This is a genomic window from Thalassospira sp. SM2505 (assembly GCF_054901115.1).
Map to the genome: position 1 here is coordinate 2,114,773 of NZ_CM142731.1, position 15,193 is coordinate 2,129,965.

Genomic DNA, 15,193 nt, shown 5'->3' on the forward strand with positions numbered 1-15,193 from the left:
ATGGCGACCGATCCGGCATTGACCCTTGTCAAAAATTAAAGCGATTCCAGTTTAGTTTGGAACCGTTCGAACAGAGAAGGTGTTCCGTCTCTCGTTTGTCGATCTTTTCCCAAGAGGCGCGCCATCGCGGGATATGCGGGCTCGCCCCATCTCAATACAGTTTTCAATTTGGGCCTATTGGCTTCATTTGGCAAGGATTTGAACGCCTTTGCCGTCACAATTATATTGATTTTAGTTATAGGAAAAATCAATTGACTGTTGGTTCTTGGTGTCGTGTTTTCTATTTTTCGGCGATCTTCATTGCAAATGACATAAAATGGAAAATCCCGTGCAACCGGTTTGATTGCACGGGATGTAAGCGTCAAGTGTGACTCACACCGGAAAAAGTGATTGCCTACCGGGTTGCATGCCAAGCCGCCAGACCGGCTTCGACCTTATCAAACATGTCATTGATCTGGTCTTCGGTAATGATCAGCGGCGGGCAGAAGGCGACCGTGTCACCCAGTGCACGCAGGATCACGCCCTGTTCAAGGCAGGCCTCGGCAACGGCCTTGCCGGCAGCGCCATAAGGCTCGAACGGGGTTTTTGCGCATTTGTCTGCAACCAGTTCAAACGCCCCGATCAGGCCGCGACCACGGGTTTCGCCAACATGATCAAACTTGTTCAGGTCTTTCAGGCGTTTCTGGAACGGCGACATGACATTGCGGACATGCTCGATAATGCCGTCTTCCTCATAGATTTTAAGAGTCTCAAGGGCAACTGCTGCCGCAACCGGATGGCCGGAATAGGTAAAGCCATGGCCAAAGGTGCCAACCTCGTTGGAGCCCTTTTTGACCGCCTGATAAATCGTGTCATTGATGAACAGGGCTGAAATCGGCTGATAAGCCGATGACAGCTGTTTGGCGACCGTGATCATGTCCGGTTTGAGGTTAAAGGTCTCGGTCGCAAACATCCGTCCGGTACGGCCAAAGCCGCAAATCACTTCATCGGCAATGAACAGGATGTCATAGCGTTTGAGGACTTCCTGGATTTTCTCGAAATAGGTGCGTGGCGGAACAATCACGCCACCGGCCCCCATGATCGGTTCGGCAATAAAGGCACCGACGGTTTCGGGGCCTTCGGCCTGAATAAGGTCTTCAAGCTGTTCGGCAAGGCGGGTTGCGAAATCTTCTTCCTCTTCGCCCGGCTGCGCTTCGCGCCAGTAATGCGGGGTGTCGGTATGAAGGATACGATCAATCGGCAGATCAAACAGTTTGTGGTTGCCCGGAAGACCGGTCATTGACGCAGCTGCAACGGTGACACCGTGATAGCCTTTCTTGCGCGAAATGATCTTTTTCTTTTCAGGCTGACCGATGGCGTTGTGATAGTACCAAACCATCTTGACCGCAGAATCCGTTGCTTCCGAGCCACTATTGGCAAAGAAGACCTTCGACATCGGGACCGGAACCAGTTCAAGCAGCTTCTCTGCCAGATCAATCGCCGGGTTTGTGCTTTTGGACGCAAAGGTATGGTAATAGGGCAGGGTGCTGAGCTGCTTGGTCGCGGCGTCAACCAGACGCTTTTCGCTAAAGCCAAGGGACGCACACCACAGGCCGGCCATGCCTTCTATCAGGTTGCGGCCACTGTCATCGGTCACATAGATACCATTCCCGCCCGTGATGATATGCGGGCCGGTTTTTTCGTGCGTGACCAGATTGGTATAGGGATGCAGATAGCTTGCGACATCGCGGCTGGCATCGGAATTGCCCGGGATGGTCGGATTGACGTTGGTGGCGTCGATGGTCATTTCGAACCTCTGTATTTTGATATGGGTCCCTGAAACCCGAAAGCAGTTTATTGCACTTTAAGCCTACCGTTTTGCGGCGCAACTCTTTCCTGTGCCGTGTCTGATCTTTGATCCGGAAATCGACTTTAAAAGCATAAAACCGGCCAGTTTCCTGACCGGTTTTACAGCTTTGCGATTGTGCAGACTGATCAAAAGGGATCAATGAGACATCAGAACCGGAACCGTCATGTGGCGCAGCAGATGCTGGGTGACACCACCCATCATCAATTCGCGCAGACGCGGGCGGCCATAGGCACCACAAATGATCAGATCGATGCTTTCATCCGCCGCACGCGACAGCAGCAGATCCCCAACGCTGATCCCGGTTGCATTCATGGTTTCACGGCGAACCTTGATGCCATGGCGTTCAAGGCGTGCGGTTACATTGGTGCCCGGCACCGGCATGGTATCGCGCGCACCCTTGTTCGGATCCGCACATAGCACCAGCGCAGATTTGGCATTCTCAAGGAACGGCATACCGTCATTTACCGCACGAACGGCCTCGCGATAAGGCTTCCAGGCGACCATGACGCGTTCGCCAATGGCGTCAAAACGCCCGACATAGGGAACGACAAGCACCGGTGCGCCAGATGTCAGGATAACCTTGTCAGGCATTTCAGAGACCGAGCACGGATCGGAGCTTTCCGGATCGCGCTGCCCCAGGACAGTCAAATCGTGGTGGCGGGCATACATGGCGGTGGTTTCGGCAATTTCGGATGCCGGGCAGGAAGTCTGTTGCCAACTGAACGAAATGCCTGCTGCTTCACAGGTGCTTTCGAACTCCTTGCGGGCAACGTTGCCGGTTTCCGCCATGGCTGCGCGCTGCTGGGAGATGATTTCCTCGGTGATCTGAACTTCCATGAAACGCGGAATTTCGGGGTATGGCAAAAGATACAGACCCGTCAGATGGGCGTTCTGTGCCTTTGCGATTTTCAATGCGACCGAAAGACGTTCCTTGCACGCTGGCGAGGTGTCGATGTGAACAAGAATATCCCGATACATAGGTTGATCTCCGTTGCATAAAAGACGTGGCGCAGACCGGAACGGTGCCAAACCCTACAGGTCTAAACGTCATGCCAAGCACGATATCGAAGTAACCGGAAGTTTTCTTTGTTCTATCTCAAAGTGCAGCTCATTGAGTTGAAAAGATCTTCAGCCGTCCGAGCCCGAACTGCTCATGGGAATGATCTTTTCCATTGTCGGGGTGTCGCTATCGCCTGCAGGCGCACTCGTTGCCGGAGCCGGAGGCCTTGGCGGACTGTCATTTGCGGGCGCCATCGCCGGATCATTTGAAGGATCGGTCATCGGCATCTGCATGCTGTCCCCGGCCATCATCGACAGGGTTTTATGCAACTGTTGCGACAGGGGTGCCCAATTGGTCTGAAGTGTCGCGCAGGCCGCAGCATCGCCATCCTGAACGCAACGCTTTGCCATGCGATCAAGGATGCCGAGGGCAATTCGCGCCTCGTCGATCTGTTTTTGCTGAATCTGGTCAAGCGCCTTGCGGTTGGCGTCTTCCATCATCACCAGATTGCTGTCGCTGCTGCTCGTTGCGGTACTGCGTGTTGATGATGGTGCGCCCCAGGGCGTGACCAGCGTCTGGGACTCATTGGCAACCGTGACCGGTTCCTTGGCGTCAAGCAAACAGCCAGACAAGGCAAAGCCCATTGCAATCATGGTCAGGCATTTGGCCGTCTTGTGCATCGACATGGGTTGCTCCTTTGACCGTCGGGTAATCTTGCCCTGATCGCGTCTGTGTATTGTCCCGGATATCTGCCATAGTTCGGTCTATGGCTTTGCTTTTACTTGGGAACATATTGAACGTGGTTGTTCACGCTGTCCAGTCTGCGAGGATGAACAATCCATCATTGCGATGTTCGGTGCGCCAAACACCTAAGTCTGTGCAAGATTCAGCCGAGGATCATTTTTCAAGGACTTGCTGATCCAGCGCATGGTTTCGCGGATGCGCGAAATATGGCGCAGATCAGGATGGGTCAAAACCCAAAGCCTGTTTGCAGGAACATCAGGCAGCTTTGCCAGCAATTGCAAACCGGGCCGGGCAAGATCAGCTGGCAAACAGGCAAGGCCACATCCCGCATGTGCAAGTTGCGCCATGGCAATCAGATCATCTGTTCGCTGTTTGTATGGTTTGCGAATATGTTGATCGAGCCACTTGAACGTCGCGTGACCCACAAGGTTTCCTGCGCCACCGATGAACGTGTGATCGAACATCGTGTCTAGCCCGTCCGGTGTGTATTTTCCTGTTGCGCCGTATATGCCCCACTCAATTTTCCGGACTTCGGTGCCAACGAGATGGTCTGGCGGGTTTGCAGCAACGCGAATGGCGATATCTGCATATCGCTGTGTCATATTGAATTCCAGATTGCTGGCAAGCAATTCCACCTGAATTTCGGGCCAGCGTTGATGAAGTTTGGCGATGCAATCTGGCAAGAGAAAATATGAAAAACTGGTTGGGGCGGTTAATCGGACCAGCCCGCCAAGGTCAGTATCGGCACCGGCAACATGGGTGCTGATGGTATCGAAACTATTCATGATCTGACGGGCGGGAACGAGCATTTCATTTCCCGTGTCGGTCAAGTGATACTGACCGCGTATTCGATCAAACAACCGGCTTCCGGTTTGCTCCTCCAGGGCGTGGATATGGCGAAATACCGTGGTGGTGCTTACCCGGATTTTCTGTGCTGCCTGTTCGAGATTTCCCGTTTCGACAATGGCAAGGAATGACTTGATGTAGTTCCAATCCACCGAATGCTCCATTTCAAATTTGCAATCAGATACTACAAAAGTGCCTATGTATTGCAAAATTGAAATTACCTACGGTGGTCGGCATACGGAATTCACCTTCATATGTCAGGAAAGAAAACATGATCGGATACACATCACTCGGCACTAATGATTTATCCCGTTCGGGCGCGTTCTATGACGCATTGCTTGCCGGTTTTGGTGCGCAGCGCGTCTTTGAGCAGCCGGACTTTATCGTTTGGAGTGCTGGCGAAAACAGCCCGGCATTTTCGATGCATGTTCCGTTTGACGGGAATGCGGCAACGGTTGGAAATGGCACGATGATCGCCCTTTCAGCCGCGTCGCGTAATCAGGTCGATGCGCTTTATAAAAATGCGATCTCGCTTGGTGCATCGTCGGAAGGCGAGCCGGGGCAACGCCATGAAAACGGGTTTTACGCGGCCTACTTCCGCGATCTGGATGGTAACAAACTCAACATCCATCATATGGGCTAGGGCGATGACTGGTTGTGATGCTGCGGGGGGATGAACTGATGACATCGTATCATTTGATCGGTCACCGGCTTTGCCCCTATGTCCAGCGTGTCGCGATGGTTCTGGCGCAAAATGGTATTGCCCACAAACGCACAGACATTGCCCTTGATGCCAAGCCGGACTGGTTTCTGGCGCTAAGCCCAACCGGAAATGTTCCTGTTCTGGTGGTTGATGATGGGCGGACCTTGTTTGAGGCCGCCGCCATCTGCCAATACCTTGATGCAATAACGGGGAAAAAACCGTGTGGGACGGATGCCTATGACCTTGCCTTGGCACAGGCGGTGGTTGCGATTGGGGATAAGTTATTATCCCTCACCGCAGATCTGATTTATCGCGATCTGTCTGAAAACAGCGTCGATGCAACGATGCATCAGATCCACAAACAGATGTCGATTGTGTCCGGTCTTGTGCTGCCACAGGCCTTGGACGCGGGCAAAGAGCTTTCGATGCTCGATATCGTTTTTGCGACGGTTTTTCGGCCTTTTGCCCTGATAGCGGTCGGGCTAAACCGGGATTTGTTTGCCGGTTTTCCCGGGTTGCGTGGCTGGGCAAGCGATTTGGCCAAGCACGAGACGGTCCGAAACGCAGTGCCCGCCACCTATTATCGGGAACTGCACGAATTCATCGCGTGCAAGGACGGATATCTGGCAAACCGTTTGCGCATGATACCGCAAGACAACATCGTGCTTGCGCCACCAAGCTGATGATGTGATTGCGTTGTGATGCGCAATAAAGGCAATAAAAAACGCCCGCTTGGTTGAACCCGCGGGCGTTTTGTCTTTTGGGTTTGTTGCAGCTTAGTCGTGCTTGCCACCATTGGCCTTTGACCAGCCGATTGGGTCGTTCAGGAAGGAACGCACGCCTTCGATGGCATCCTTGCTGAAATATTCACCTTCTTCGGCAACGGCCAGAACGTCGGCCCAGGTCGCAAGGTAATGCATTTCGATATCGTCCTTGCGCAGTTCGTCAAGCGCACCTTCGAAGATGTCATAGAAGAAGACGACAAAGGCGTGTTTGCACTCGGCACCGGCTTCGCGGATGGCGTTGACGAAATTGACTTTCGATGCGCCATCGGTGGCAAGGTCTTCGACCAGAAGAACGCGCTGTCCTTCGTGGATGTCACCTTCGATACGCGCCTTGCGGCCAAAGCCCTTGGGCTTTTTGCGGACATACTGCATCGGCAGGTCAAGCGCATCGGCAAGCCATGCGGAATAGGGGATACCAGCCGTTTCACCACCAGCAACCGCATCAAAGGCCTCGTAGCCAGCCGCATCGGATACCTGACGGGCGGCGAGTTCAATGACCTTGCGGCGTGCGCGCGGGAAGGAAATCAGTTTGCGGCAATCAATATAGACCGGGCTGGCCCAGCCGGATGTCAGGATATAGGCCTCTTCCGGGCGGAAGTTTACCGCACCAATATCAAGCAAAATCTTGGCGACGGTCTTCGCAGCATAGGTGCAATGCGCGGTCGGTTTTTCGTTGGTCATGGCGGATATACCCTTCTCGGATCGAATATTTGCCGACCTCTTAACGCTTTCTGCCCAAAAGCGCAAAGAAAAGCCGCTGACCGTTTGGTCAGGTTTGCTGGCTGTCCTGTGTTTGACAATCCGGGGTGGGTGTGGGCGGCGGGATGAAAAGAACCATGTTTATAAAATATGGCAGTGTTGATGTTTAAAACATCACTTATTTACTTTGAAATATCATTTCTCAGGTGCTAGATTTGCCCCCTAAAGAATGATGGCCTGCCTTTGGGAAAGGGACCTTGATGATTTCAGCCGGACAGATGCGCGCGGCGCGGGCCCTTTTGGGGATTGATCAGAAAATGCTGGCGGAAATGTCAGGGGTCTCTGTTCCGACCATTCAGCGGATGGAAGCCAGCAACGGAAATGTTCGCGGAGTCGTCGATACCTTGTCCAAGGTGATCGAGGCCCTTGATCGTGCGGGGGTTGAATTGATCGGGGAGCAGGCACCAAGTCTTGCTACTGGTCGGGGCGTGCGACTGAAAGAACCGGTCATCCGGTCATCGGGCGACGACTAGCTTCGGTTTCGGGATTTTATCCGGTGCAGAAGGCATGGTGAACATGTTCTGCCAAACGGGAAATGCGGGTGCCCGATAGGGCATTGGTTTTGTGCAATCAATATCCACAAGGTTGCAACGGGAAATGAAGACAGCAACATCTGCAAACCAACGGCATCGCAAGCCGGGTTTTGTCGACCTGTTTACGCCGAAGCTCGTAACCGTTCTTCGCGAAGGCTATGGGCTTGCGCATTTGCGCGCCGATGCCATTGCTGGGCTGACCGTGGCAATCGTTGCGTTGCCCCTGTCGATGGCGATTGCAATTGCATCGGGGGCTACGCCCGCACAGGGGCTTTATACTGCGATCATCGGCGGTATTCTGGTATCCCTTCTGGGGGGCAGCCGGTTTCAGATCGGGGGACCGGCAGGGGCCTTTATCGTGCTTGTCGCGGCAACGGTTCAGGAACACGGGATGGATGGCTTGCTTCTGGCCACGATCCTTGCCGGGATCATCCTTGTTCTGATCGGGCTGTTGCGTCTGGGGACCTATATCAAGTTCATTCCCTATCCGGTGACGGTCGGCTTTACGGCCGGGATTGCTGTCATCATCTTTGCCAGCCAGATCAAGGACCTTCTGGGACTGACCCTTGAAGGAAAAGAGCCCGGACCGCTTTTGGACAAGATCCCGGTTATCTGGAACGCCTTGCCGGGAACGGATGCGACAACGGTCATTCTTTCCGGATTGACCATTCTGATCATTGTCGGATTGAAACATGTTCGGCCCCATTGGCCCGGTATGCTGGTTGCTGTTGTTTGCGCGGCTGCGGCAACGGCACTCTTCAACCTGCCGGTCTCAACCATTGGCAGTGTCTTTGGTGGAATTCCCGACAGTTTGCCTGTGCCGTCGCTCCCGGAGATCAGCTTTGCCAAGATGCAGGCCGTTTTGCCCAATGCGATTGCATTTGCGCTTTTGGGGGCGATTGAATCCCTGTTGTCTGCGGTTGTCGCGGACGGCATGACGGGGCGCAGACACCGATCAAATTGTGAACTGGTGGCGCAGGGGGTCGCGAATGTTGCATCGGGATTGTTTGGCGGGATTTGTGTGACCGGCACGATTGCGCGTACGGCAACCAATGTGCGTTCCAAGGCGCATGGACCGGTGGCCGGTATCCTGCACGGGTTTTTCCTGTTGGTGTTCATTCTGGTTGCGGCTCCGCTGGCAAGTTTCATTCCCTTGGCATGTCTTGCCGGTGTGTTGGCCGTTGTGGCCTGGAACATGATCGAAAAACACGCGATTTTTACATTGCTGCGGTCATCGCGCGGCGATGCGGCGGTTTTATTGACGACGTTGTTGCTCACCGTTTTTCGCGATCTGCTCGAAGCCATCATTGTCGGTTTTGCGCTTGGGTCGGTTTTGTTTATTCGCCGGATGTCTCGCATGGCAGATGTCGAAAGCCACACCCCGTTTGTTGCAGAAGATCTGGCAGACAGCACGCTGGTTGCGCCCAATAGCGATGCGGTGTCGGCTGGCGATCCCGATGTTGTTGTGTTTCGGATTTCGGGTGTCTTTTTCTTCGGGGCGACAGCCGCATTCGGCTCGGTACTTGATCGTATCGGCGATACACGTCGTGCTCTGGTTGTTGATTTCTCGGCTGTGCCATTTCTGGACTCAACGGCGGCAAATACATTGGCCGGACTTGTGCAAAAGGTGCGCGGGCGTGGCGGGCAGATCGTTTTTTGCGGAACAAAACACGACATCCGCCGCGATCTGTTCGTGCATGGCATGAAGCCGCCAGCAGTCCATTACGAGGCTGATATCGATGAGGCGGTGGCATGGCTGGACAAAAGGCTGAACAAATCACGGGAAACGGCATCTGTGACGACAGAAAGTCATGGTGTCTGATGTTCTAGTGACCGGAAACTGCTTGTCTTTTATTGGCAAGACCGCTGTTTCGGTTTATTCGGTATAGTTATGCCGAATTAAGCTGTGTCCACACAGCAAGCCCCAAAGGAAATGTCATGACCGACCAGACCGGATTGAATGTCGCCATTGCAGATGGCATTGCGACTGTTACCATTTGTCAGCCCGACCGCAAAAACGCCCTGACAAAGCCGATGTGGGGCACGCTTGCCAATATCGCACAGGAACTTTCCGGTGATCTGGATTTGCGCTGTGTCGTTATTCGCGGTGGTGAGGGGTCCGGTTTCGGTGCTGGCGCAGATATTCATGAATTCGTGCGTGAACGGGCCGGATTTGAAAAGGCCCGTGATTATGGGCTTTTGCATGCAGAAGCCCTGCAAGCGATCCAGAACTGCACCCATCCGGTGATTGCGGCCATTGATGGGCCTTGCATGGGGGCGTCTTTCGTTCTGGCATCGGCCTGTGATCTGCGCATTGCGGCAGATAATGCAAAATTTGCAGTTCCGCCAATGAAGCTTGGTGCGACGCTGGGTTATCCGGAGCTTGAGATCATGCTTGATCTTCTGGGCGAGGCAACCTTGTTTGAAATCCTGCTTGAAGGGCAGGTCTTTGATGCCGAGCGCGCGCGTGAGATCGGCTTTGTTGCCCGTCATGTGCCGATTGCCGACTTTGATACCGAGATCGACAAAACGGCGCACCGCATTGCCGGTGGTGCACCAATTACCCAGCGCCTGCACAAGAAAATGATCAACCGTCTCCGTCAGGGCGGTGCGATTGACGCGCGCGAATTCGACGAAGGTTATCGCGCCTTTGACAGTGCGGATTTCAAGGAAGGCTACACCGCCTTCCTTGAAAAGCGCAAAGCGGTCTTTACCGGGAAATAATCCCGACCTTACAGCGGCAAATCGGGGGTGAGCGGTACATCCGTGATGCCGTAATCAAGACCCATCTTGTGCAATTCACTGGTGATTTGCGATCTGTGATGGGTCTGATGGTTGAAAAGCTGCATCAGGAATAACTGGCGGGGAAGCTTTCTTGTGACCCCGTCCAGCCCCATCAATTCACGGTAATCATCTTGCCATGCATGATCTGTTGCATCGACAAAGGCACTGATTTCCTTGTCCATCGCAATACGTTGTTCCCTGAGATCTTCAAAGTCATCTGCAACGATGGTGCATGCATCATAGGTTCCGGCCTGACCGGTTTTCAGAATGCCCAAAATGCGCAGATCAATATAAAGAAGATGGTTCAGCGTGTTGTGGATTGAGCCAAAAAACATGTTCCTGTCACGGCGGCGTTCTTCGTCGCCAATTTGCGCACAAAGATCAAACAGCACCCCATTCTGCCAGCTGTTATAGGTCGCCATGCAACGACCGTAATCATTGAAATTCATCTTTGCCATGATCGGTGGTTCTCCTGTTCAATCTTTTATTCTGCGGCATCTGTCGCGGATGTTTCTCGTAAATTTGCGGTGACGTCGGTCGGTTTTGCTTCTGCGACGAAATGAACCATCACATTGGCAAATAACCCGAAGATCAGCATCGAAAGCGTGACAGGCAAAAGCGTGCCATCATGAAAATGGCCAATGATCATGCCGGCAAGTGCCCCGGTTGCGAACTGGATGGTTCCCATCAATGCGGTCGCGGTTCCGCCGATATGGGGGAAATATTGCATGAAAGATGCCGTTGCATTTGGCGCGGTCAGCCCGATCATTCCGACCGAAATCATGACCAGAGGCACAACACTATAGAGGCTTGGCTCAAACACATTGATCGCCAGAAACAGTCCGATCACAGCCGCAAACTGAATGCCTGTTCCGTATTTAAGAATCTGATGAAGCTCCATCCGGCGTAGCAATGGATTGTTCAAGCGGTTGCACAGCACGATGACCACAACATTGGCCCCGAACAGATAGGGGAACTGTGCCGGGGTAAAACCGAAAAAGTCGATATACATGAACGGGCTGTCGGTCAGAAAGCTGAACATGACGGCACTCGCACCCGTATGGGTCAGCATGAAGCCAACGGCCTTGCGCGTGCGCAGGACCTCAAGATAGGTCCACCAGACACGCCGGGTTGGTCCGGCATAATGCGGACGGTATTTGGTGGTTTCGGGCATCCTGAACCAGACGACACACAGCATCAGGCTGCCATAGATGATCAGAAGAACAAAGATCGCCTGCCAGTCAAACCAGACCAGAAGTGCTGATCCCACTGTTGGTGCCACCAGTGGCGCGATCATCATGATCACGGCAATCAGCGCAAACATCTTTGCCGCTTCCTTGCCTTCATAAAGATCACGAACGGACGCGCCGACAACAACCAGTGCAAAGCCGCCGCCAATTGCCTGAATAAAGCGCATGACATTTAGTGCCGCAGCACTTTCAACGCCCGTGATAAGCGCGCTGGTGATGATGTAGATAACCAGCCCGGTCAGCGCGACCGGACGCCGCCCGATACGATCAGATAACGGGCCGCCAATCAGTTGCCCAAGGGCAAATCCGATTAGAAATGTACTGATTGAAATTTCAACCGCGTGGGTTGCAGTACCAAAGTCGGCGGCCATCGCCGGGATCGCTGGCAGGTAGGTGTCGATTGCAAAGGGGGCCGTTGCAATCAGGGCTGCAAGCAGCAAAGCCAGACGTTTGGGATCGGGCCTTGTATCGGGCGTGCTTTGTGCCATTTGGTCTGCTTTCCGTTTCATGCAGTGGCAAGTGGGGCGAAATTCCTCGGCGTTCCAGGCATGCTGACAGTTATTTGCCAAGTCGGGCGTAAATCCGCGCACGATATCGAACGCGGTTTTAACGGGATAAGGCAAACGGGGTGGCGTCAATTCTGCGTCCGCGATTGTGCGACACATGCCACACCTTCAGGGACAGAAACCTGAAACAATTGAAGAAATCCCATTATCCACAAGATCGCTGTTTTTTCCAAGTGCCTCAATCCGATCCGCTGGAATGGCTGCTATGTGGCCAAATGAAAAGGGCGGTGTCACGTCGAACACCGCCCTTTTCAGGTTTGTTTCCGGAAAATCAGAACCGTCTAGTGGGTCATTATCCGTTCCGGTCCCATCAGGGTTGTCGGAAGCCATGTTGAGATGGCCGGGACATAGGTGATGAGCACAAGGAAGCCCAGAAGGATCATCAACCAAGGCAGGGCTGCCTTGACGACCTTGAGAAGCGGCATCCCCGTGATTCCCGAAGTCACAAACAGGTTGAGACCCACCGGCGGCGTGATCATGCCGATCTCCATATTGACCACCATGATGATGCCAAGATGGATCGGATCAATGCCCAGCTGCATGGCAATCGGGAACAGGATCGGTGCCATGATCAGAAGGATCGCGCTTGGCTCCATGAAGTTTCCGGCGATCAACAGAACGATATTGACCACAATCAGGAAGCCCCATGCCGGAAGTCCCCAGCCAATGATGGTTTCGGCAATGGTATGCGGAATGCGTTCGGATGTCAGAACATGGGCAAACAGCATCGCATTGGCGATGATGAACATCAGCATGATGGTGACTTTGCCCGCATCCAGCAGAACGTGACGCACTTCCTTGTCAAACGGTAGCAATGCCAAAGCCTTGCCCATCTTCGGAATATTATGGGCAATCAGGCTGCCAAAGCCGGTATTGCCGTTTTCCGGAACCCATGAAAGGTTCTTGATCGGGCCCATGTCACGGTAAAACAGCACAGCAACAAACATGGCATAGAAGGCTGCTACTGCGGCGGCCTCGGTCGGGGTAAAGACACCGCCATAAATGCCGCCCATGATCAGGAGAACCAGCAACAGGCCACCGGATGCTGAAAACAGTGCTCCGCCCCATTCTCCGATGCTTGGACGTGGCTGGCTTGGCAGTTTCTTGATGCGTGCAACGATATAGATGGCAATCATCAAAAGCAGGCCAACCATGATACCCGGGATAACCCCGCCAAGGAACATGCGGCCAACCGAAACCTCGGTCGCGGCTGCATAAACCACCATGACGATGGATGGCGGGATCAGAATGCCAAGCGTCCCGGCATTACAGATCACACCTGCCGCAAAGCTTTGCGGGTAACCCGCGCGGACCATACCGGCAATCACGATGGAGCCGATGGCGACGACCGTGGCCGGGCTTGATCCGGATACGGCCGCAAACAGCATGCAAGCCAGAACAGATGCCATGGCAAGACCACCGGGGAACCAGCCCACAGTGTCAATGGCAAAGCGGATCAGACGGCGGGCAACACCACCGGTCGAAAGAAATGCCGAGGCCAGAATGAAATACGGGATGGCAAGAAGGGTGTAATGTTCCATCCCGCCAAACAGCTTTTCGGCCAGCGTGGCAAGGCTGTCATCACCAAACATCAAAATGGTCGCAAGCGAAGATACGCCAAGCGAAATGGCGATCGGTGCGCCCATGGCCATCAAGCCGAACAGCAGGATAAACAGAAATGCAATTGTCATGAAAAATGTCCCCCGCGCGGCTTACGCATTTGGCTTTGATGCGTCGGCGGACTTGTCGCCGTTTGCAGCTGAATTGCCAGCATGATTAAGCTGATCAATCGCTTCGCGTGCTTCGTCTGCCAGATTAAAGCCAACCTGTTTGCCGGTGATGATGCGCCAGCCAACCTGTGCCAGACGGAATGCCAGCAAAGCTGCACCAACGGGCATGATCAGATAAACGAACCACAGCATCAGCGGGCTGTCTTCCGCTTCCATTTCAAGCATGTGGTTGAAGCTGACCAGTTCCCAGCCACCAATGATCAACCAGCTCGAATACAGGATGCCTGTTGCGACAACGATCAGGCCAATCACGCGCTGTACCCGATCCGGGAACAGACGGACAAGTGCGTCCACACCAATGTGGGAACCGACCTTGACCCCATAGGACATGCCAAACAGGATCAGCCAGGCAAACAGGAATTCGGTGATTTCCAAGGCCCAGGTGAGACCGGAGTTGAAAACGTAACGCATGACGACGTTTACAAAGGTAAGCGATGTCATGGCGGCAAGCAGGAGGGCAATAATGCCCTCCTCCAGCCGGGTAACGACCGTCGAGATCATCGTAAACGGCCCTTTTCCGATAAAGTGGGGAAAAAGCTAGGATCAGTTACACGCAGCAGCGGCGTCGATGATGTCCTGACCGATATCGCCAGAGAACTCATCCCAAACCGGCTTCATTGCTGTCTGCCATTTGGCAAAGTCATCTGCTGAAACGGAAAGGATTTCGGTTTCGCCGGAATCGATCACTGCCTGACGCTGTTCAGCGGTCAGATTGGCCGACAGGCCGTTTGCGTAATCGGATGCTTCGTTCATTGCCTGGGTCAGGCCCGCGCGGATTTCCGGATCCAGACCATCCCACCACTTGGTCGAGGTGACGACCATATAGTCGAGAAGACCATGGTTGGATTCAGTGATGTAATCCTGAACTTCGAAGAATTTCTTCGAATAGATGTTCGACCAGGTGTTTTCCTGACCATCAACAACGCCGGTCTGAAGGGCAGAGTAGGTCTCGGAGAATGCCATTTTCTGCGGAACTGCATCGATGGCTTCGAATTGTGCAGCAATCACGTCAGATGACTGGATACGGAATTTCAGGCCTGCGGCATCTTCGGGTGCGCGCAGCGGCTTGTTGGCCGAAAGCTGTTTCAGGCCGTTATGCCAGTAGCCAACACCGGTCAGGCCCTTGCCCGACATGGAGTTCAGGAGTTCCTGACCTTTTTCGCCATTCTGGAAGCAGGAAACGGCATCCATGTCCTTGAACAGGAACGGAAGATCATAGACCTGCAGTTTTTTGGTCCATTTGCCGAATTTCGCCAGCGACGGCGCCCCGAACTGTACGTCACCACGCAGGATGGCCGGCAGAACCTTGTCGTCATCAAAAAGCTGGGAGTTCGGATAGATTTCGATTTTTACTTTGTCACCCAGAATTTCTTCTGCACGCTTTTTGAAAAATTCCGCACCCTGACCTTTCGGGGTGTTCGGCGCAACAACGTGCGCAAACTTGATAACTTCCTGTGCGGAGGCTGCATTGACACCCATGAGTGCTGCGGCGGCAACGCCTGCTGCGAGGATATGTTTGGTGATAGGACGCATTCGATTGTCTCCCTTTGACTGGCTTATGCGTTTTCCCGTTAGCGCGCCTTT

General features: G+C 53.6%; 15 protein-coding genes. 5 read left to right on the forward strand and 10 right to left on the reverse strand.

The genetic code is table 11. The annotated features are described in order from the left end of the window. Positions 1-394: 394 nt before the first annotated feature. From ACTU44_RS09795 to ACTU44_RS09810, 4 genes are all read right to left on the reverse strand, one after another. Positions 395-1,786: an aspartate aminotransferase family protein gene (locus ACTU44_RS09795; protein WP_336080522.1), complete on the reverse strand. Its 1,392-nt coding sequence runs from the start codon at positions 1,784-1,786 to the stop codon at positions 395-397. A 198-nt stretch (positions 1,787-1,984) separates the two neighbouring features. Beyond that, positions 1,985-2,827: a universal stress protein gene (locus ACTU44_RS09800; protein ID WP_114098743.1), complete on the reverse strand. Its 843-nt coding sequence runs from the start codon at positions 2,825-2,827 to the stop codon at positions 1,985-1,987. 150 nt (positions 2,828-2,977) lie between these two features. Beyond that, positions 2,978-3,535, reverse strand: coding sequence for a hypothetical protein (locus tag ACTU44_RS09805; RefSeq protein ID WP_462097322.1), 558 nt, complete (start codon positions 3,533-3,535; stop codon positions 2,978-2,980). A gap of 183 nt (positions 3,536-3,718) precedes the next feature. After that, positions 3,719-4,591 (reverse strand): LysR family transcriptional regulator, encoded by an 873-nt coding sequence (locus ACTU44_RS09810; RefSeq protein WP_114098877.1) that lies wholly within the window; start codon positions 4,589-4,591, stop codon positions 3,719-3,721. 119 nt (positions 4,592-4,710) lie between these two features. Between ACTU44_RS09810 and ACTU44_RS09815 the strand changes: the two genes are divergently transcribed. Next, positions 4,711-5,082 (forward strand): VOC family protein, encoded by a 372-nt coding sequence (locus tag ACTU44_RS09815; protein ID WP_462097323.1) that lies wholly within the window; start codon positions 4,711-4,713, stop codon positions 5,080-5,082. A 38-nt stretch (positions 5,083-5,120) separates the two neighbouring features. Beyond that, the gene (locus ACTU44_RS09820; RefSeq protein WP_462097324.1) at positions 5,121-5,825 is read left to right on the forward strand and encodes a glutathione S-transferase family protein; all 705 of its coding nucleotides are present in this window, start codon (positions 5,121-5,123) and stop codon (positions 5,823-5,825) included. A 93-nt stretch (positions 5,826-5,918) separates the two neighbouring features. On the opposite strand, the gene ACTU44_RS09825 is transcribed toward ACTU44_RS09820, so the two are convergent. Then, positions 5,919-6,608: an orotate phosphoribosyltransferase gene (locus ACTU44_RS09825; RefSeq protein ID WP_462097325.1), complete on the reverse strand. Its 690-nt coding sequence runs from the start codon at positions 6,606-6,608 to the stop codon at positions 5,919-5,921. 278 nt (positions 6,609-6,886) lie between these two features. On the opposite strand from ACTU44_RS09825, the gene ACTU44_RS09830 reads away from it, so the two are divergent. The 3 genes from ACTU44_RS09830 to ACTU44_RS09840 all read left to right on the forward strand — a co-directional run bounded on the left by ACTU44_RS09830 (position 6,887) and on the right by ACTU44_RS09840 (position 9,943). Beyond that, a complete protein-coding gene (locus tag ACTU44_RS09830) occupies positions 6,887-7,159 on the forward strand; it encodes a helix-turn-helix domain-containing protein (RefSeq protein ID WP_114098737.1) in 273 nt (90 codons plus the stop codon). Between the two features lie 124 nt (positions 7,160-7,283). Beyond that, positions 7,284-9,041, forward strand: a complete 1,758-nt coding sequence (locus tag ACTU44_RS09835) for a SulP family inorganic anion transporter (protein WP_462097326.1) — start codon at positions 7,284-7,286, stop codon at positions 9,039-9,041. Between the two features lie 116 nt (positions 9,042-9,157). Next, complete coding sequence (locus ACTU44_RS09840) at positions 9,158-9,943, forward strand: enoyl-CoA hydratase/isomerase family protein (RefSeq protein ID WP_462097327.1); 786 nt, start codon at positions 9,158-9,160, stop codon at positions 9,941-9,943. 8 nt (positions 9,944-9,951) lie between these two features. Here ACTU44_RS09840 and ACTU44_RS09845 read toward each other — a convergent pair whose 3' ends face one another. From ACTU44_RS09845 to ACTU44_RS09865, 5 genes are all read right to left on the reverse strand, one after another. Continuing rightward, a complete protein-coding gene (locus tag ACTU44_RS09845; protein WP_336080529.1) occupies positions 9,952-10,461 on the reverse strand; it encodes a DinB family protein in 510 nt (169 codons plus the stop codon). 26 nt (positions 10,462-10,487) lie between these two features. Next, positions 10,488-11,741 (reverse strand): multidrug effflux MFS transporter, encoded by a 1,254-nt coding sequence (locus tag ACTU44_RS09850; RefSeq protein ID WP_336080530.1) that lies wholly within the window; start codon positions 11,739-11,741, stop codon positions 10,488-10,490. 359 nt (positions 11,742-12,100) lie between these two features. Next, positions 12,101-13,510: a TRAP transporter large permease gene (locus ACTU44_RS09855; RefSeq protein ID WP_114098732.1), complete on the reverse strand. Its 1,410-nt coding sequence runs from the start codon at positions 13,508-13,510 to the stop codon at positions 12,101-12,103. A 21-nt stretch (positions 13,511-13,531) separates the two neighbouring features. Next, complete coding sequence (locus ACTU44_RS09860; RefSeq protein ID WP_258548731.1) at positions 13,532-14,110, reverse strand: TRAP transporter small permease; 579 nt, start codon at positions 14,108-14,110, stop codon at positions 13,532-13,534. A gap of 42 nt (positions 14,111-14,152) precedes the next feature. Then, positions 14,153-15,142, reverse strand: a complete 990-nt coding sequence (locus ACTU44_RS09865; protein ID WP_114098731.1) for a TRAP transporter substrate-binding protein — start codon at positions 15,140-15,142, stop codon at positions 14,153-14,155. Positions 15,143-15,193: the final 51 nt, after the last annotated feature.